The sequence below is a fragment of the Paramicrobacterium humi genome (genome assembly GCF_900105715.1).
GTDB classification, from domain to species: domain Bacteria; phylum Actinomycetota; class Actinomycetes; order Actinomycetales; family Microbacteriaceae; genus Paramicrobacterium; species Paramicrobacterium humi.
Window position 1 is genome coordinate 837,202 of the sequence record NZ_FNRY01000001.1, and the last position, 18,824, is coordinate 856,025.

General features: G+C 68.5%; 18 protein-coding genes. 12 read left to right on the top strand and 6 right to left on the bottom strand.

Translation table 11 applies throughout. The annotated features are described in order from the left end of the window. Positions 1-24: 24 nt before the first annotated feature. Complete coding sequence (locus BLV49_RS04230; protein ID WP_091180271.1) at positions 25-678, bottom strand: GntR family transcriptional regulator; 654 nt, start codon at positions 676-678, stop codon at positions 25-27. A gap of 164 nt (positions 679-842) precedes the next feature. Between BLV49_RS04230 and BLV49_RS04235 the strand changes: the two genes are divergently transcribed. Next, positions 843-1,835, top strand: coding sequence for a malate dehydrogenase (locus tag BLV49_RS04235; protein WP_091180274.1), 993 nt, complete (start codon positions 843-845; stop codon positions 1,833-1,835). A 76-nt stretch (positions 1,836-1,911) separates the two neighbouring features. Further along, a complete protein-coding gene (locus BLV49_RS04240) occupies positions 1,912-2,316 on the top strand; it encodes a hypothetical protein (protein WP_143033948.1) in 405 nt (134 codons plus the stop codon). 13 nt (positions 2,317-2,329) lie between these two features. On the opposite strand, the gene BLV49_RS04245 is transcribed toward BLV49_RS04240, so the two are convergent. Next, positions 2,330-3,058, bottom strand: a complete 729-nt coding sequence (locus tag BLV49_RS04245; protein ID WP_091180281.1) for a PIG-L deacetylase family protein — start codon at positions 3,056-3,058, stop codon at positions 2,330-2,332. 124 nt (positions 3,059-3,182) lie between these two features. On the opposite strand from BLV49_RS04245, the gene BLV49_RS04250 reads away from it, so the two are divergent. After that, positions 3,183-4,061, top strand: a complete 879-nt coding sequence (locus BLV49_RS04250; RefSeq protein WP_091180284.1) for an Fpg/Nei family DNA glycosylase — start codon at positions 3,183-3,185, stop codon at positions 4,059-4,061. A gap of 4 nt (positions 4,062-4,065) precedes the next feature. On the opposite strand, the gene BLV49_RS04255 is transcribed toward BLV49_RS04250, so the two are convergent. The 4 genes from BLV49_RS04255 to BLV49_RS04270 form a co-directional block, all read right to left on the bottom strand. Beyond that, the gene (locus BLV49_RS04255; RefSeq protein WP_091180288.1) at positions 4,066-5,082 is read right to left on the bottom strand and encodes an enoyl-CoA hydratase/isomerase family protein; all 1,017 of its coding nucleotides are present in this window, start codon (positions 5,080-5,082) and stop codon (positions 4,066-4,068) included. Positions 5,083-5,192: 110 nt separating this feature from the next. Then, positions 5,193-6,029 (bottom strand): SDR family oxidoreductase, encoded by an 837-nt coding sequence (locus tag BLV49_RS04260; protein WP_091180291.1) that lies wholly within the window; start codon positions 6,027-6,029, stop codon positions 5,193-5,195. A gap of 22 nt (positions 6,030-6,051) precedes the next feature. Further along, a complete protein-coding gene (locus BLV49_RS04265) occupies positions 6,052-6,804 on the bottom strand; it encodes an enoyl-CoA hydratase/isomerase family protein (RefSeq protein ID WP_091180294.1) in 753 nt (250 codons plus the stop codon). Positions 6,805-6,834: 30 nt separating this feature from the next. Then, complete coding sequence (locus tag BLV49_RS04270; protein ID WP_091180299.1) at positions 6,835-7,593, bottom strand: 3-hydroxyacyl-CoA dehydrogenase; 759 nt, start codon at positions 7,591-7,593, stop codon at positions 6,835-6,837. Between the two features lie 166 nt (positions 7,594-7,759). Here BLV49_RS04270 and BLV49_RS04275 point away from each other — a divergent pair, with 166 nt between their 5' ends. The 9 genes from BLV49_RS04275 (at position 7,760) to BLV49_RS04315 (ending at position 18,762) form a co-directional block, all read left to right on the top strand. Further along, positions 7,760-8,401: a TetR/AcrR family transcriptional regulator gene (locus BLV49_RS04275; protein ID WP_245723532.1), complete on the top strand. Its 642-nt coding sequence runs from the start codon at positions 7,760-7,762 to the stop codon at positions 8,399-8,401. 33 nt (positions 8,402-8,434) lie between these two features. Further along, positions 8,435-9,226: an ABC transporter ATP-binding protein gene (locus BLV49_RS04280; protein WP_218132592.1), complete on the top strand. Its 792-nt coding sequence runs from the start codon at positions 8,435-8,437 to the stop codon at positions 9,224-9,226. Then, a complete protein-coding gene (locus BLV49_RS04285; RefSeq protein WP_091180303.1) occupies positions 9,223-9,957 on the top strand; it encodes an ABC transporter permease in 735 nt (244 codons plus the stop codon). The genes BLV49_RS04280 and BLV49_RS04285 overlap by 4 nt, the downstream gene beginning before the upstream one ends. 87 nt (positions 9,958-10,044) lie before the next feature. Then, entirely contained in the window at positions 10,045-11,271 is a 1,227-nt protein-coding gene (locus BLV49_RS04290; protein ID WP_176980711.1) for an RDD family protein, read from the top strand. Next, positions 11,268-15,764: a type VII secretion EssC family protein gene (locus tag BLV49_RS04295; protein WP_091180311.1), complete on the top strand. Its 4,497-nt coding sequence runs from the start codon at positions 11,268-11,270 to the stop codon at positions 15,762-15,764. The genes BLV49_RS04290 and BLV49_RS04295 overlap by 4 nt, the downstream gene beginning before the upstream one ends. A gap of 77 nt (positions 15,765-15,841) precedes the next feature. Next, positions 15,842-16,174 carry a ferritin family protein gene (locus BLV49_RS04300; protein WP_091180315.1) on the top strand — a complete coding sequence of 111 codons (333 nt, stop codon included), beginning with the start codon at positions 15,842-15,844 and terminating at the stop codon, positions 16,172-16,174. Further along, positions 16,174-17,586, top strand: coding sequence for a hypothetical protein (locus tag BLV49_RS04305; protein ID WP_091180318.1), 1,413 nt, complete (start codon positions 16,174-16,176; stop codon positions 17,584-17,586). The genes BLV49_RS04300 and BLV49_RS04305 overlap by 1 nt, the downstream gene beginning before the upstream one ends. Then, a complete protein-coding gene (locus BLV49_RS04310) occupies positions 17,583-18,194 on the top strand; it encodes a hypothetical protein (protein WP_091180322.1) in 612 nt (203 codons plus the stop codon). The genes BLV49_RS04305 and BLV49_RS04310 overlap by 4 nt, the downstream gene beginning before the upstream one ends. After that, on the top strand, positions 18,178-18,762 hold the full coding sequence (locus tag BLV49_RS04315; RefSeq protein WP_143033949.1) for a hypothetical protein: 585 nt from the start codon (positions 18,178-18,180) through the stop codon (positions 18,760-18,762). Before BLV49_RS04310 ends, BLV49_RS04315 begins: the two co-directional genes overlap by 17 nt. Positions 18,763-18,824 lie beyond the last annotated feature (62 nt).

Consider the following 18,824-nt stretch of genomic DNA (forward strand, 5'->3'; position numbering starts at 1 on the left):
GAGGGTTCCCTTTCGTCGGGCGGGTCAGGAGGCGACGCGGTCGTCACCGTGAGTGGCGAGCACGGTGGCTCGGCTGAGGTTCAAGTGCACGTGCGTGGCGTGGCCGGCGAGCGCGACATCGCCGTCGCGAATCGCCGCAACGATGAGCAGGTGCTCGGCCGCTGCAGCGCGCAGCCGCTGCGGGTTGTGGCGCGCGCTGCGCCGGATGCGCGCCGAGTGCAGCCGCACGCTCCGCAGCGCTTGGGCGAGGTAGCCGTTGTCGGCGGCCTCGTCGATCGCGGCATCCAGCTCGGTGACGAGTTCGTAATAGCGACGGATGCCGCTCTCGCCCGCGTCCACGAGGGCTGCGGCGTCGCGGAAGCGCTCGTGCAAGTCGGCGAAGACCGGGCGGTCTCGACGTGCGGCGGCAAGGCGCGCGGCCTGCACTTCGAGGGCCTCGCGCAGCTCGTAGAGGGCGATGACGTCGTGCTCAGACACTTCGGTGACGACGAGGGCGCGAGCGGATGCCGCCGCGACGAGCCCGTCGGCGGTGAGGCGGCCGAACGCCTCCCGCACCGGTGTGCGCGAGACTCCGAAGCGGCCGGCCTGCTCGACCTCGGCGAGTGTCGCACCGGGCTCGAGGCGGCCGTCGAGGATCTCCTCACGGAGGGCCCGGTACACCCTGTCGCTTGCGCGCATGTCACCTCCCGATCCGGTCTATGTATACATTAGCCGTCTCCCGTCATGCAATGCATCCTCCTTCTGCAGCATCGGTCTCATCGTTGTATACACGCGCCGTTGCGCGAGGGAGCGGCGGCACATGACACTGCCCTCGTGCGACGAGGCCGCGTAGTGTGAGCAGCATGACGAGACCCCTCACTGTGACCGTCACCGGCGCCGCCGGACAGATCGGTTACGCCCTCCTGTTCCGCATCGCCTCCGGCCAGATGTTCGGTCACGACACCCCGGTGCGCCTGCGCCTGCTTGAAATCCCGCAGGCCGTTCGGGCGGCGGAGGGCACGGCGATGGAGCTCGAGGACTGCGCGTTCCCGCTGCTCGCCGATGTCGAGGTCACCGACGACGTCGACGTCGCATTCGAGGACGCGAACGTGGCGATGCTCGTCGGCGCCCGACCCCGGGGAGCGGGCATGGAGCGCGCCGATCTGCTCCAGGCCAACGGGGGCATCTTCGGCCCGCAGGGAGCGGCGATCGCCGCGAACGCAGCATCCGATGCCCGTGTCGTCGTCGTGGGCAACCCCGCGAATACGAACGCCCTCATCGCGGCCTCGCATGCCGAGGGCGTGCCGGCCGAGCGGTTCACGGCGCTGACCCGCCTTGATCACAATCGCGCCGTCGCGCAGCTCGCCAACGAGACGGACGCCACTGTCGGGTCGGTGTCGGGAATCACGATCTGGGGCAACCACTCCGCGACCCAGTACCCCGACCTCAGCCACGCGACGGTCGGGGATCGACCGGCCCGCGAGCTCGTAGAGGAGTCGTGGGTGCGTGACGAGTTCATTCCGCGGGTGGCGAAGCGGGGCGCCGAGATCATCGAGGTGCGCGGCGCATCGTCGGCGGCATCCGCAGCGAACGCGGCCATCGACCACGTGCGCGACTGGGTGCTCGGCACACCAGGGGACGCGTGGACGTCGGCGGCAGTTGTCTCCGATGGTTCGTACGGCGTGCCGGAGGGGCTCATCTCGTCGTTCCCGGTGACGTCGAACGGCGGCGACTGGAAGATCGTTCCGGACCTCGACATCGACGCGTTCTCGCGCGAGCGCATCGACGCGTCGGTTGCGGAGCTCGTGGCCGAGCGTGACGCGGTGCGCGAGCTGGGGCTGCTGCGCGAGCGGTGATGTGCCAACATAGCCCGGAGAATCCTTCACTTTCGGCGCGCCCTCTGGCAGGGTGAACGGAACGGGGGAGGCGACGATGCCGGGCAGAACGCGTACGGCACTGGCCGCGATGATGGGAGCCTTCGCCGTCGCGCTGCTGGCCGGCTGCCAGTCGAGCGAGGGGCCGTTCGCGTCCGGTGCGACCGCGGAGCTCCCGGCAGGTTTCTCGAGCGACGAGTTCGACAGCTCGAGCGTCCGACTCCTCGGCGCCGATTCCGAGGGGTACGAGTACTTCGCCGCGAAGAAGAAGGACAGTTCGGGCGAGGATTCGTGCGTCATGATCGTCCCGCCGGGCGAGGAGGGAGCGGCTGTTTGCAGCGGACGCCTCCCCGTGGCCGGCATCTCGCACGACGTTCGCGTGATGCTCTCTGACGTGCCAGTGAAGGAGAACTCCGAGTCCGAGACCATCGGCGATTTCCTCCAGGTCGCGCGAACCGACTGATCCGGAGCCCGCCCTACCCGTACACGTCGAAGCGCACGACGGGCCTTTCGGCATCCGCGCCGCCGGTGGCCATCTGCACCTGGCGTCGCGCCTGCTCGATCACGGGAGCGTCGCTGAGCGCCGCGAGATAGCGCTCGTGCTCGGCGAGCGACGCGATGGCCGCGTCGACACCGGCGGAGACCTCGACCGCATGCCGTCCCGTCGGCGCGTTGACGGCGATCCGCCGAACGTCCGCCCACGGCTCGAGCCCCTGCTCGGTGAGCTCGGGGAAGATCCACTCGTTCGCGGCATCCGCGACGGCGTCGATGACGGCGCGTCCGAAGGCGCGATGGTCGGCGCTGTTCCATGCGCCGGGGAACCAGGTGTCGGCGAAGTTCATGGTGACGACGAGCTCGGGCCGGTGACGGCGGATGACGGCCGCGAGATCACGGCGCAGCGCGATTCCGTATTCGAGCTGTCCGTCGCGGTGGTCGAGGAACTCGAGCTCGCTGACGCCGACGTGCGTGATCGCGCGGCGCTGCTCCTGCTCGCGCACACGTGCCGATTCGGCGGGAGGGAGCCCGGCGATGCCCGCCTCGCCGCGCGTGGCGAGGACGTAGCGAACGTCCTTTCCTGCTGCCGTCCAGCAGGCGACGGCCGCTGCGACGCCGTACTCCGGATCGTCGGGATGTGCCATCAGCACGAGGCCGCGCTGCCAGTCATCGGGAAGCAACGTGAGCTCTGCGGCATCCGGATCGGTCATGCTGTCCTCCCTCGGCAACGGCTTTGTGTCGAGTGTGCCACGCTTACCGGCCAGGTTCATCTGCCGCGTCAGGCGCATCGCGCGGCCGTTGAGCGATGTCGCTGGGATGAGCCATACTGATGCCGTGCCCGAGCTGCCGGAGGTTCATGCGCTCGTCGCCGACCTGAGACGCCGGCTCGTCGGCCAGATCGTCGAGCGCTTCGACGTGCTCGCTGTGTCGGCTCTCAAGACCGTCGCCATTTCTCCGACCGCGCTCAGCGGGAAGAGTGTCGACGACGTCAGCAGGCACGGCAAATTCCTCGATTTCGACATCGGCGGCGACCATCTGATCATCCACCTCGCGCGCGCCGGATGGATCAAGTGGCGGGCCGGTGCGCCGACCACTCCGGCGAGGCCTGGGAAGGGGCCGCTCGCGGCGCGGCTCGTTCTCGCCGGCGGCGAAGACGTCGCTCCCGGGTCCGGTCTCGACATCACCGAGGCCGGAACGAAGAAGAGCCTCGCGGTTTATCTCGTGGCAGATCCAGGCGAGGTTCCGGGCATCGCGCGGCTCGGACCCGACCCGCTCGACGATGAGTTCACACTCGACGTGTTCACGCACATTCTGGCGGGAGCAGGGCGCGCCCAGATCAAGGGAGTGCTGCGAAATCAGGCGCTCATCGCCGGAATCGGAAATGCTTATTCGGATGAGATCCTCCATGCCGCCCGCATGTCGCCGTTCAAGCCTGCGACGATGACGCTCGAGGAGGCGGCGCTGCTGTACGACGCCATCCGGTCGACATTGATGGACGCGGTGACGCGCGCCGATGGTCTCGCCGCGGCGGACCTCAAGCGTGAGAAGAAGTCGAGTCTGCGCGTGCACGGCCGGTTCGGCGAACCCTGCCCGGTGTGCGGGGACACGATCCGACAGGTGATCTACACCGACTCCACGTTCCAGTACTGCCCGACGTGCCAGACTGGCGGCAAGGTTCTCGCCGACCGCGTGCTCTCGCGGCTCCTGAAGTAACGACTCAGCCGACGACGCGAGCGACTTCGCGTGGGTCCACGTCGTCGATCGACGCGGGGTTCCAGCGCGGCTGGTTGTCTTTGTCGACAACGCGGGCGCGAATTCCCTCGACGAGATCGGGCTGGTCGAGCAGCCACGACGACACCCGGTACTCCTGATCGAGAAGCTCGCGGAACGAGTCGCGCTCCCGGGCACGGCGGATCGCCGCAAGCGTCGTGACGACGCTCGTCGGAGAGAGCACGAGAAGCTCCGCGGCCGCCGCGCGCGCCGCATCGCTTCCGTGAGCGCGCAGCCGGCTGAGGATCTCGGGGACGGATGCGGCGGAATAGCAGGCGTCGATCCACTCGCGCTCGGTCTCGAGAGGCGCAGGGCCGGGATCGGCCGAGAATCGTGCGACCGTCTCAGCCGGGTCCTCGCCTGCAAGCACCGCGGAGCGGAAGTCCTCGAGGCGTTCGCTCGGCACGAAGTGGTCAGCGAAGCCGCACAGAATCGCGTCGGCCGCCGTCATGGTCGCCGCATTCAGTCCCAAGTAGGTGCCGAGTTCCCCCGGCGCGCGGGCGAGCAGCCACGAGCCGCCGACGTCGGGAGCGAGGCCGATGCGCGTCTCGGGCATCGCGACCTTCGAGCGCTCGGTGACGATACGGATGCTGCCGTGCGCCGAGACGCCGACGCCACCGCCCATCGTCACGCCGTCCATGAGGGCGATGAACGGCTTCGGATAGTTCGCGATCACGGCGCACAGGGTGTACTCGTCCCGCCAGAAGTCGCGGGTGTCGTTCGCGCGGTCGGCGAGCTTGTTCTCACGCAGTTGCCGGATGTCACCGCCTGCGGACAGTCCGCGCTCCCCCGCGCCGTCGATGAGCACCGCGTGCACGCGCGGGTCGACGCGCCATTGGCCGAGGGCGTCGCGGATGCCGGTGATCATGCGGTGTGTGACGGCGTTGATGGCGCGCGGCCGGTTGAGCGTGAGGTGTCCCACGCCGTTCTCAACCCGCACCAGCAGTGGCGGTTCGTCGGTCATTCTTGTGCTCTCCTTCTGCCGCCAACGCTATCGGCTCAGCCCCTCACGCCGCCCGGCGGCATCCCGTGACAAGTCAGCGGTCTGACGTAGTCGGATGCCGCCTCCCGCCGTCACAGGAAGATGTCGGGGAACAGCTCGCTCTCGTCGACGCCCGGCGAGTACTGTGACAGGTCGGTCACGCCGGCGTCGTCGAGGACGTCCTCGACGATGAGCGAGCGTCCCGTGAACTCACGCGCGGGCTTGGTGAGCACCTCGTAGGCGGCATCCGCGTAGATCTCGGGAGTGCGGCTGCGCGCGAGCATCTTATCCCCGCCGAGGATGTTCCCGACGGCGGCGGTCTTGATGGTCGTGCGCGGCCACAGGGTGTTGGCGGCGACGCCGTCGCGCCCGAACTCGGCAGCGAGCCCGAGTGTGGCGAGGCTCATGCCGTACTTTGCGAGCGTGTACCCGGTGTGGGCTCCGAGCCACTTCGGGTCGAGGTTGAGCGGCGGCGACAGAGAGAGGATGTGCGGGTTCGCCGCCTCGCGCAGATGCGGGAGTGCGGCACGCGAGAGCATGAAGGTGCCGCGCACGTTGACGTCCTGCATGAGGTCGTAGCGTTTGGGCTCGAGGTCGAGCGTTCGTGAGAGATCGATGACGCTTGCGTTGTTCACGACGATGTCGATGCCGCCGAACTCGCCGACCGTCTCGGTGACCGCGCGCACGATGTCGTCGTCGTTGCGCACGTCGCCGACGACGGCGATGGCGCGCCCGCCGGCATCCTCGATCTGCTGCGCGGCGGTGTGGATGGTGCCCTCGAGCTTCGGGTGGGGCTTGTCCGTCTTCGCGAGCAGCGCCACGTTCGCGCCGTCGCGGGCGGCGCGCAGCGCGATCGCGAGGCCGATGCCGCGGCTGCCTCCCGACATAATGATCGTCTTTCCAGTGAGCGGCGCATCGGTCGTGGCCATCGGGGCTCCTTCGGGATTCGGGTCAGCGGGCGGCGAACGCGGCGACGCGCTGCCGGGATTCGGGAGTGTCGAAGGCGGCGCCGATCGTGCGGGCCTCGTCGTCGAGCGCCTCTGCATAGCTGCGGTGCGCGCGAATGAGCCGCTTCGCCTGCCCGAAGGCGGCGGTCGCTCCGGCGAGCCAGTGCTTCGCGATCTCACGGGCCCGCGCGGTGAGCTCCGCACTCGGCACGACCTCGTTCACGAGTCCCCAGTCCAGAGCCTCGGCCGCGCTGAGCGTGCGAGGGGTGAGCGTGAGCTCGAGAGCGCGGCGCGTGCCGACCGCTTCGGGCAGGAGCGTGCTGACGCCGCAGTCCGGGGTGAGGCCGATGTCGGCGTACTTCGACACGAAGCGAGCGGCATCGCCGGCCACGACGTAGTCGGCCGTCAGCATGAAGCCGAGGCCGCCGCCTGCGACGACGCCGTGCACGGCCGCGACGATCGGCTTCGGCGTCTCGGCGAGGAGCCTGTGGCCCTCGTGGATGACGTCCGCGAACTCGGTAATCGCGTCGCCCGCCGCGCCCATCGTCGCCATCGCGGCGACGTCGCCGCCCGCGCAGAACGCCGGGCCGGCGGCATCCATCAGAACAGCCTTCACGTCGTCACGCGCCACGATCTCGCGCGCGAGGTCGCGCCACCGGTGAGCGGCGTCCGCATCGATGGCGTTGAGGCGCGCGGACCGGTTGAGGGTGAGGTGGCCGAGGCCGCCGGACACCTCGAACAGGATGCTGTCAGACATGGTTCTCCCTTGAGTCGAGGCGCGGCCGGCTTACTTGGGCGCCATGCGGATGGCGCCGTCGAGGCGGATGGTCTCGCCGTTGAGGTAGCCGTTGTCGACGATGTGCTCGACGAGACGCGCGTACTCGCTCGGCCGACCGAGGCGTGGCGGGAACGGCACTTGCTGACCGAGCGACTCCTGCGCTTCCGGCGGCAGCGCGGCGAGCATGGGCGTCTCCATGATGCCGGGCGCGATCGTCACCACGCGGATGCCGTAGCGGGCGAGCTCGCGGGCGATCGGCAGCGTCATCGAGTGCACGCCGCCCTTCGATGCGGCATAGGCCGGTTGCCCGATCTGGCCATCGAACGCGGCGACCGACGCCGTGTTCACGATGACGCCGCGCGAGCCGTCGTCGTTCGGCTGCGCCTGCGACATCGCGGCGGCGGCGAGCCGGATCACGTTGAACGTGCCGATCAGGTTGACATTGATGATGCGTGCGAAGTCCTCGAGCGGCAGCGGCCCTTGCTTGCCGAGCACCTTCGCCGGGGGCGCGATTCCGGCGCAGTTCACAACCGTGCGCAGCGTGCCGAGCTCGACGGCGGCATCGACGGCCGCCTGCACCTGCCCGGGGTCGGTCACGTCGGCCGCGACGAACTTCCCGTCGATCTCGCCGGCCGCCTTCTCACCCTCCGACGACGGCAGGTCGACGATCACGACACGGATGCCGCGAGAGGCCAGACGCCGCGCCGTCGCATTGCCGAGGCCAGACGCCCCTCCCGTCACGAGTGCTGAAGTGCCGTCGAGCGTCATTGCTGTTCCTCCCAGCGTCGGGTTCCGGTATGCCGTGAGCCTACGTCGCCGGGGAGCGCGCGGCCACCCCGCTTGTGATCGGCGTGACGGATGCCGCTGGGCGCCGCCCGCGCTCGTTGTGCACGCCCTACAACCCGCCCGCCGCGTCGCGCCGTAGGCTGACACCGTGGACGAGATCGGCAACAGGCCGCGGCGGCGAGGGCGCCCGCGCAAGGGCGCGACGGGCGACGCCCGCGCGCGCATCGCGGATGCCGCGGCCGCCGAGTTCGCGGAGAAGGGCTACGACGCCGCGTCGATCCGCGGCATCGCCCGTCGCGCGGAGGTGGACTCCGCGCTCGTGCACCACTACTTCGAGAGCAAGGCGGGGCTGTTCGCCGAAGTGATCGATGTGCCCGTTCGACCCGATCGCATCGTGAGCGCGGCAATGGATGCTCCGAGGTCGGGACTGGGCGAGTCTCTGGCCCGCGCGGTGTTCAGCGCGTGGGACAAGCCGAATCTTCGACCGATCGCCGTGACGATGATGCGCACGGCCCTGGGGAGCACGGCGGGCTCGTCGCTCATCCGGCAGTTCCTGCTGCGCGAACTCGTCGAGGCACTTGCGAAGCGACTGCGCACCGATCCGGGCATCGAGGCGGGAGAGGCGCGTGTGCGTGCGGAGCTCGCGATGAGCCAGATGGCGGGAGTGCTCATGATGCGTTACGTCCTCGGCGTCGAGCCTCTTGCGACGTTGCCGCTCGATGCACTCATCGCCCGCATCGCCCCTGTGCTGCAGGCGCACTTCGACGGCACATTCCGCGCCGACTCTTGACGGTCGGTGCCCGCAGGGCGTTTAATTCATCACATGATGAATAGTTCGGTCGAGATCGAGAGGCTCGTCGTTCGGCGTGGACGCGCGACGGTGATCGACGGCCTCGATTTGCGCATCCCGCGCGGCGCGATCGTGGGTCTTCTCGGACCGAGCGGCAGCGGCAAGACGACACTCATGCGCTCCATCGTCGGCGTGCAGGCGGTGCGCTCGGGAACGGTGACCGCGCTCGGCGAGCCGGCCGGAGCGGCATCCCTTCGTCCTCGTATCGGCTACATGACTCAGCAGGCGAGCATCTACGACGATCTCACCGTTCGGCAGAACCTGCGCTACTTCGCACGGGTGCAGGGCGCACCCGCCTCTGAGGTCGACCGGGTCATCGAGCGCACAGACCTCACCGGCCAGCGCGACCAGCTGTGCCGGGCGCTGTCCGGCGGCCAGGCGGGGCGTGTGTCGCTCGCGATCGCCATGCTCGGCGGCCCGGAGCTGCTCGTGCTCGATGAGCCGACCGTCGGCCTCGACCCCGTGCTGCGCGCCGAGCTGTGGACGCTGTTCCGTTCCCTCGCCGATGACGGGGCCACCCTGCTGGTCTCGAGCCATGTCATGGACGAAGCCGCGCGCTGCGACCGGCTGCTGCTCATGCGCGACGGCGCCATCATCGAGGACACGACGCCTTCGGATCTGCTCGCGTCCACGGGCGCGCGGGATGCCGAGGAGGCGTTCTTGCGGGTGATCGAGGCACACGCGAAGAGTTCGGATGCTGCCCCACCCGAAGCGGCGGCATCCGACCATCCCCGGCACGGCCGCCACGCGGGAGGCGCCCAATGACCCCGCTGCGCACCCTCGCCACGACGGGGCGCGTTCTGACGCAGATCCGTCACGACCCGCGGACGATCGCCCTGCTGCTGATCGTGCCGAGCCTGCTGATCGGCCTCGTCGCGTGGATCTTCGACGAGACCGACGTGTTCGTCGTGATCGGGCCGGCCATGCTCGCGCTGTTCCCGTTCATCGTGATGTTTCTCGTCACGAGCATCGCGACCCTGCGCGAACGCCGCAGCGGCACGCTCGAGCGGCTGCTTGCGATGCCGCTCGGCAAGGGCGACTTCATTCTCGGCTACGCGCTCGCGTTCGGGCTGCTCGCCGTCATCCAGACGGCCATCGCCGTCGCGTACGCCGTGTGGGTGTGCGGGCTCGAGATCGAGGGGTCGACGGGGCTGCTGTTCGTCGTCGCGATCGCCGACGGCCTGCTCGGCACGGCGCTCGGGCTCGCGGCGAGCGCGTTCGCGCGCACGGAGTTCCAGGTGGTGCAGTTCATGCCGGTCTTCGTGTTCCCGCAGATCCTGCTCGGCGGAATCTTCCTTCCCCGCGACCAGCTGCCCGACGTGCTCGAGGTCATCGGCGACTGGATGCCGCTCTCGCACGCGATCGACGCTCTCACCGCCGTCTCGACCGGTGATGAGGACGCGGGCTACGTGTGGCTGCGGGTGCTGTTCATCGGCTGCTGGGTCGTCGGCGCGATCGTGCTCGCCTCCATCACGCTGCGCCGTCGCACGCCGTAGGCGCGGCGCATCCCCAGCGAGACGGGGAGCACTCCCCATGCGTGACCACGCTGGCCAGACCGTATGCTGGCGTGCGAAGGAGGTCGTGTGAGCGTCACGTTGGAGGCCGAGGAGCCGCAGCCGATACCGGGTGTCGATTCCGAGGGGCGCCCCGACCCCGCGTACGCCGAACGGCTCGGTCTCGTACCCGCGCCGCCGGTTCGGCGCAGCCTCGCGTTCCTGATCGACGCCGCATTCGGGCTGCTCCTTCTTCTCCCCGCGCTGATAGCTTTCGTGCCGTTCGTCGCGCGGTTCGTCGGCGAGGCTGTCACCGCGCAGGCGGTCTTCGGCCAGGCCGACATCCTCGCGGTCATCATCGTGACGGCGAGCAGCTGGCTGCTGTATTCCGTCTATGTCGTGGTGCAGCTGGCTCTGCACGGCCGCACGGGCTACACGATCGGCAAGCGCGTGCTCGGCATCCGCTCCGTCAACGTCGCCCGCTTCGACCGGCCCGGGTTCTGGCGCATCGTTGCACGCGCCGCCGTGCTCGCCGCCGCGAACAGCATCGTGCCACTCGTCGGAGCGCTGGTTCTGCTGTGCTCGCCGGCGTGGTCCGCGCGCGGCCGCGGCTGGCTCGATGTCATCGGCGGCAACTGGATGATCGACGTGCGGCACGGTCTCGACCCCTTCGACGCGAAGGCGCTGCGCCACGCGCGCCGGGCCGTCGAGGCCGAACCTGTCGCGGAGGCGACACGGCTGCCGTCGCTGGCGAGCGGAAGCGCCGACAGTGCGCCGTTCCTTCTCGCCACTCGCTCCCGCGCGGGCGTCGTCGGCGCTCCGGCAGGCGTGACACCGGCTGAAGGCCCGGCCCCGACTCCCCCGCCAGCGGTTCCCGGGTCCGCAACGGCATCGGTGCCACCGGTTCCCGTCCCTCCGCCGCTCCCACCGTCACCGCAGCCGGTCGCTTCGGCGCCCGCGCCTGCGCTCACGGCGCTCCTCGTTCTCGACGACGGCAGCACGCACGAGGTCCGCGGTCGCGGCATCCTCGGCCGGGACCCGAGCCCGCGCCAGGCGACGCGCGTCGACAGCGTCGTCGCCGTGCACGACGAGTCCCGATCGCTCTCGAAGACCCACATCGACTTCACCGTCGTCGACGGCGGCCTCGCCATCACCGACCGGCAGTCGACGAACGGCACCTCGCTGCGCACGATCGACGGCACCGTGACGGCCGTCGAGCCCGGCGCGACGGTGACCGCGCGCTGGAACGACATCGTTCAGCTCGGCGACCGCTGGTTCCGGGTCGCCGGATCCCCCGACCCGAGAGTGGAATCGTGAAGCTCAAGCTCACCCTCGCGCGCTCTGCCAACCCGAGTGCCGACATCGTCGTCACCGCCGACGCGACGGCAACGGTCGGCGACGTCGCTCGCGCCATCGTCGACTCCGACCCGCTCGGCACGGGCGCGACACTGCCCACGGAGCGCCTGACTCTCGCCGTCGCCCCTCCCGGCGGCGCGTCGCTCGTCGAGCTCGATCCCGCCCTGCCCATCGGTGAGGCGCCCGTCGGCTCCGGCTTTGACGCTCGCGTCGTGCACGCCGAGGCGTATCGCCCGCGCGGCAGCGCGGCGGCTCCGATCGCGGTTCTGCGAGTCGAGTCGGGTCCGGATGCCGGCCTCGAAGTGCCGCTGCCGCACGGCAGCAGCACAATCGGCCGCGACCCGGCGAGCACCGTTCACTTGACCGACCCGCTCGTGTCGAAGCGGCACGCACGACTCGAGATCGACGAGAGCTCGATCGAGCTCGTCGACCTCAACTCCGCGAACGGCATCGTCATCGACGGCGGCCTCGTCACGCGCGTGGCACTCGGGCACGGCGAACCCGTGGTTCTCGGGGACAGCGAGCTGCGCGTCTCGCTTCTCGGCACCGGCTCAACCGTGTCGGGCGAGCATGTGCTCGAGCGCGGCGGCTCGCTGCGCTTCAACCGCTCGCCGCGCGTCGAGGTGCGTTACAACGAGCGCAGCTACCCCGTGCCGGAGGTCCCGACCGAATCGGATCCGCCGTCGTTCTCGTGGATCATGATCCTCGCCCCCGTCGTGATGGGCGTCGTGATGTTCGCGGCCACGCGCAGCCCGATCGTGCTGACGATCGTGTTCCTCTCCCCCCTCATGATGCTCGGCAACGTTCTCGGGCAGAAGAGCGGCGGAAAGAAACGGCTCAAGAAGATGGTCGAGGAGTTCGAAGTGCAGCTCGAGGAGCTCGAGGAGCAGCTCCTGCACGAGCAGCCCCGCGAACGCGAGGCGCGCCTGGCCGAGGCGCCCTCAGTGGCCGAGGTGTACTCGCAGGCGCACGAGCTCGGGCCCATGCTCTGGACGAGACGGCCGGAGCACTGGAACTTCCTCGACGTGCGCATCGGCCTCGGCCGCATGCCGAGCCGCAACACGATAGCGAAGAACGACACCGGCAGGGGCCTTCCCGCCTACACGCGCATGGTCGACAGGCTCCGCGAGAAGACCGAGTTCATCGACGACGTTCCCGTCGTCGAGAACCTGCACCTCGCCGGAGCGCTCGGCATCTGCGGCACGCCAACCAACGTCGCCGACACCGCCCGCGCCCTCGCCGTGCAGTATGCGGGGCTGCACTCCCCCGCCGAGGTCGCCTTCGCCGCGATCCTCAGCCCCGCGTCGACGCCGGAGTTCGACTGGATGAAGTGGCTGCCGCACACCGCGTCGCCGCACAGCCCGCTCGAGGGCGTGCACCTCGCCGACAGCGCGACGACGGGCACCAGCATCCTGAACTCGCTCGAAGAACTCATCGCGATGCGCGTCGAGGAGAAGGACCGCACGATGCGCGGGGCGCAGTCGCCGGCGAAGGCCGCTTCGCACCGCGGCGGAAAGATCGGCGGGGACGGCGACCGGAATGCGAAGGGTGTTCCGGATGCCGCTCTCATCGTGTTCGTCGACAACAACGCGCCCGTCGACCGCGCTCGCCTCGTGCAAGTGGTCGAGCGGGCGGCCGACGCGCGCATCTATCCGATCTGGATGGCGCCGACCGTCGAGGCGATTCCCGCCTCGTGCCGCACGTTCGTCGAGGTGCACGACAGCCTCGAGGACGCCGTCGTCGGATTCGTGCGCACGGCCCAGCGGATCGAGGGCGTGCGCATCGAGGGCGTCTCGGCCGAGTACGCCAGTGTGCTCGCGAAGCGGCTCTCACCGGTCGTCGACGCGAGCGCCGTCGTCGCCGACTCGAGCGACCTGCCGCGCACGGTCTCGCTCGTGACCCTGCTCGGTGAGGATCTGGCGTCGGATCCGTCAGCCGTCGTCGAACGATGGATGCAGAACAATTCGGTGCACGACCGCAGCGGCGCGCCGCCGGTGGCCCGCAAGCGCGCCGGAACGCTCCGTGCGCTCATCGGCCAAGGCTCGCCCGACGCGATGCACCTCGACCTGCGCACCCAGGGACCCCACGCCCTCGTGGGAGGCACGACGGGTTCGGGAAAGTCGGAGTTCCTGCAGGCGTGGGTGCTCGGCATGGCCGCGGAGTACAGCCCCGATCGTGTGACCTTCCTCTTCGTCGACTACAAAGGCGGCTCGGCGTTCGCCGAATGTGTCAACCTGCCGCACTGCGTCGGCCTCGTCACCGACCTGAGCCCGCACCTCGTGCGCCGGGCGCTCACGAGCCTGCGCGCGGAGCTGCACCACCGCGAGCACCTGCTCAACCGCAAGAAGGCAAAGGATCTCCTCGAGCTCGAGAAGCGCGGCGACCCCGAGTGCCCGCCCGCGCTCGTGCTTGTCATCGACGAGTTCGCCGCGCTCGCCGGTGAAGTGCCCGAATTCGTCGACGGCGTCGTCGACATCGCTCAGCGCGGGCGCTCGCTCGGCATCCATCTCATCATGGCGACGCAGCGACCGGCCGGAGTGATCAAGGACAACCTGCGGGCGAACACGAACCTCCGAGTGGCGCTGCGCATGGCCGACGAGAACGACAGCACCGACGTCGTCGGCGACAAGGTCGCGGGGGGATTCGACCCGTCGATCCCTGGCCGCGGCATCGCCAAGACCGGTCCCGGGCGGCTCATCCCGTTCCAGTCGGGCTACGCCGGCGGGTGGACCAGCAGCGAGCCCGAGCCGGTGACGGTGCTCGTCTCGGAGCTGCGGTTCGGCGCCGAGGTGCGCTGGGAGGTCGAGACCGTCGGCGACCCCGACATCGAGCACGCCGACCTCGGCCCGAACGATCAGACCCGCCTCGTGCAGACGATGATCTCCGGGTCCGATATCGCCCGGATCCCGGCTCCCCGGCGTCCGTGGCTCGATGAGCTGGAGACGACGATCGAGATCCTCTCGCTCGACCAGGCCAGCGACAGCGAGATCGCCTTCGCCATGGTCGACCGGCCGGAGCTCCAGGAGCAGCAGACCGCGACGTTCGTTCCCGATCGCGACGGACATCTCGCGATCTTCGGCACCTCCGGGTCCGGCAAGAGCGCAGCGCTGCGGAGCCTCGCCGTCGCCGCCGGGCTGAACCGCACGGGCGGTCCCGTCCACGTGTACGGGCTCGACTTCGGCACCGGCGGTCTGCGCATGCTGGAATCGCTGCCGCATGTCGGATCGGTCGTGACCGGCGACGATCACGAGCGCGTGACAAGGCTGCTGTCCACGATTCGGGAGACGATCGACGATCGTTCGAGGCGCTACTCCGACTGCAATGCGAGCAACATCGTCGAGTACCGCCAGATCGCGAACCGGCCGGACGAGCCTCGGATCCTTCTCGTGCTCGACGGCTTTCCGGCGTTCAAGGACGACTACGACACGGGCCTCGGCCGGTCGGCGTACTACAACATGCTCGTGCAGTTCCTCGGCGAAGGGCGCCCGCTCGGTGTCCACGTGATCTTCACTGCCGACCGCGCGATGTCCGTGCCGACCGCCGTGAGCTCGAACATCCAGCGGCGCATCGTGCTCCGCCTCGCCGACGAGACCGGTTACCTCATGTTCGATGTTGCGAAGGACATCCTCGACGCCGGCTCTGCCCCGGGCCGGGCGATCATCGACGGCTACGAGGCGCAGATCGCGGTTCCCGGCGGAACCGCCAACGTGTCCGAGCAGTCGAAGGCGCTCGAGGAGATCTCCGCACAGATCCGCGCCCTCGGCCGCGCGCCTGCACCGGCCGTCGGTCAGCTGCCGCGCGAGATCGCTCTCGCGGAGCTCCCGGCGACGGTCGGCTCGCAGCCGGTGCTCGGCGTCGCGGACGAGACGCTCGCACCCGTCGGCTTCGAACCATACGGCACCTTCCTCGTCGCCGGCCCGCCGGCGAGCGGGAAGACAAACGCCGTACTGGCCCTCACTCAGTCGCTCCTGCGTGCGAACCCGGCGGCGAAGCCGTTCTTCTTCGGCAGCCGACGCTCGGCCCTCAGGGATGCGATGCCGTGGGTGGAGTCCGCACTCAACCCCGAGGCTGCGATGGAGCTCGCCGGGGAGCTCACGACGCTCGTGAACGACGAGGAAGTCACGAATCCGCTCGTGATCGTCGTCGACGCCGTCGCCGAATTCCAGGGCGGCGCCGCCGACTCCGCCATGACCGAGCTCGTGAAGGCCGTGAACCGCAGCGATCACACTCTCCTCACCGACGGCGATGTCAGCGCCCTCTCGGCCGGCTGGGGTCTCGTCGCTGAGGTCAAGGCAGCGCGAAAGGGTATCGTGCTCATGCCCGACACGTATGACGGTGATTCGGTGTTCAAGGTGCCGTTCCCGCGCATCAGCCGCAACGAATCCCCTCCCGGCCGCGGGTTCGCCGTTGCGGGGGCATCCGTCAAGAAGGTGCACTTGCCGCTCGCGGACTGACGAATGGGGAGGGCTCCCCATTTCACCGAGGTCAAGCGATCGGTACCGTCGAAGATGTCGTCGAAGGGAAGAGGCTCATGGGGTACAGCACACTGATCATCGACCTCGAAGAGCTCAAGGACATCGAGTCCGGGCTCAAGTTCGTGCACGAGGAAATGTCGAACATCAAAAAGATCACCGGATACATCAACACGTTGATCGGCGATCCGGAGCCAGACCTCAAAGGCGCAGTCCACCATTTCGAGAGTTCGTGGGACGACAACCGCAAAGGCATCGTCGAGGCCGCTGAGAAGATGCGGAAGGCCGTCGAGAAGGTCATCAACGATTGGACCGAGTGGGACACGAAGACGGCAGAAGAGCTCAGCCCTGAGAACCAGCCGGGGCCCGAGAACCCGAACGGAGCACACTGATGGCTGACCTTCGCACGCCGAACGGCCATCACATGGCCTACCTCACGGGCAACCCGACCGAACTCGGCAACGAGGTCAGTCGGATGAAGAACGTCGCCTCGACGATCGACAAACTCACCGAGATGCTCGGCAACATTCACTCGAGCAGCTCCTCGCAGAGTCAGAAGATCGACGAGCTGCGTGACGCCGCCGGTGAAGCGCGTGACGCCCTCGCCAAGGCCCGCAAGCTGTACAACAACACCGGCTGGGCGCTCGGCGAGTACCAGCAGCAGCTGCAGACGAGCCAGACGGATGCCAAGGCGGCGACGGACGGCGCCACAGCGATCGTCGGTTCGGTCACGACGGCCGAGAACAACGCCGCCTCCGCGAAGAATGCGCAGACGCAAGCGGTGGACGCGCCACTCCCGACGGATGACGGGCAGAGGGAAGCCCACATGCGCGACATCGAGCGCAAGTCCAATGCGGTCACCTCAGCGAACTCCACCCGGGACCGCCTGCAGGGCGAGCTTCACGATTACAAGGTGAAGTGGGACAAGGCCAAGGGCGACCTCGACACGGCAGCGGAGACGGCGCGCGGCCGCATTCAGGGCGTCGCGGACAACAACCCGGCGAAAGACAGCTGGTGGGACAACTTCGCCGGCTTCCTTGAAGGGCTGCAGAACATCCTCGGTTGGATTGCGCTGGCGATCACGATCGTTGCCCTGTTCGCCACGGGCCCCCTCGCCCTCGTGCTGTTCGCCGTCGCGACGGCGATCACGGCGGTGACGCTGATCATCAATGCGACGCTCGCCGTCACGGGCAAGAAGGGCTGGGGCGACGCAATACTCAGCGCCGTCAGCCTGATCCCGTTCGGGAAGTTCTTTGGAAAGGGCCTGACCCTGGTCACGCGGTTCAAGAACGTCGGCGCCGGCTTCGTCAAGAACATCCGCTTCGTCTCCAAGGTGACGAACGCGCTCAAGGCACGCAAGCTGTACACCGAGACGCTGAAGAAGGTCACGCTGAGCAACAGCGGAAAGATCCGGCCGCACCACGTCAACGTACTCAACTCGACGATCGAACGGGGCACGAACGCCTCGCGCGCTCGCGACGTGTGGAACACGATGAAGCACGGCGGCTGGCTGTTCGAGACGCGACAGGCAGCGATCGTTCAGGAGCTGAGCCCGCACATCCGCGCCCACGCCGCTCCCATCAACGCGGCGCAGCAGGTGATCAAGTCGGAAGGCTCCGTCGCCACCGGGGTCGAGTACGCGGTCAAGAGGGCGAACACGATCGAAGGCAAGATCGAGCAGGTGCATGGCTGGATGACAAGCGATCCAGCGCCCACGAACACGGATCTCAAGGAACGTCTCGTGGATCCCGGCTACAAGGTGGACGCCGTCGCAACTGACAACCCCTACGCGTCGACACGATGACGTCGCGTGAGGCGGCTGTGGGCGAACGGCGGGAGATCACCGCGTACGAGATCGTGCTTCCGCCCGGATGGCAGCAGTTTCCCGTCGGGCGTGGAACGGCGGAACGCCTGCTCGCGCACATCTCTCGCGTGCTCGAGCAGTCAGGGAACAGCGAGCTCCTCGCGCAAGTTCGCGCAAGCACGTACCGAGCGGTGAAGTCACTTCGCGATTCCGGCGGCATCGATATCTTCATCCCGCAGGGCAACGATCGAGACGCTCCCATCCCCGCGTCGCTGACGTCGATGCGAGTCGCGCTCGGACCCGCTGGCGTGGACGGCGCACTCGCGCACTTGACACACGGCCGGGAGGTCGAGTCCGTCGACGTTCCCGTCGGCACCGCCTACCGCTGGTCGGCTCCGAGCCACGGCAAGGATGAGCTGTCCGGCCTGGACGCCGAGAATGTCTTCTACCTGTTCCCGATGCCCGAGCCGCAGCAGGGATCCGGCATCCTTTTCACGTACAACGTGCTGCAGCACGAGGGGATCGCTGACGAGTACCGAGAGATACTCGTGCTCATCTTCGACGCGATGATGCAGTCACTGATCTGGGTTCATGATGATAACGCTTGACGTCAACCACGACGCGATGCTGTGGACGCCTGTTCCTCTGGAGTATCCGTTCGGGCCGTACGCGAACAAGGACGACTGGGCGGATGCCGTCGCCGACGCCTACTCGGTCGGCACAACGGACCCGGCGGCGATCCGCGACTCGCTCGTCGCCTACGCCCGCAGCATCCCCGCCGAGCCCTGGGAAGGGCTATACGACATGTTCTGGTACATGAGCGATCCCTTCAAGATGCCGCTCATTGCCAAGGTCTATCTCGGTCCCGGCGTGCTGCTTGAACAGCAGAGTCTCTCCGAGCTGGGAGGCGCTTACGACGCCGACGCCGTACGGCCGCCCATCGTCGACGAACTCGGCTCCGAGGCGTTCGGCCAGGTCACCCGAGTCGTTCGTTATACGAAGGACGAGAGCTCCGGTCGGCTCATCATGCACGTCAGCTTCATCGGGCAGAAGGCCGGTTTCGTTGTGATGATCGACGCCGCCACTCCCGACCTCGACTACGGCACGCTCGCCATCGACGACCTCGCGGCTCTCATGGAGAGCTGCGTCTTTGGCGACGACGGCACTGGGGACTAGTCCCCATCGACCTCAAATCGGCCCGTCGATAGCCTGAATACCGTACGGCAGGGGAGCCGCTA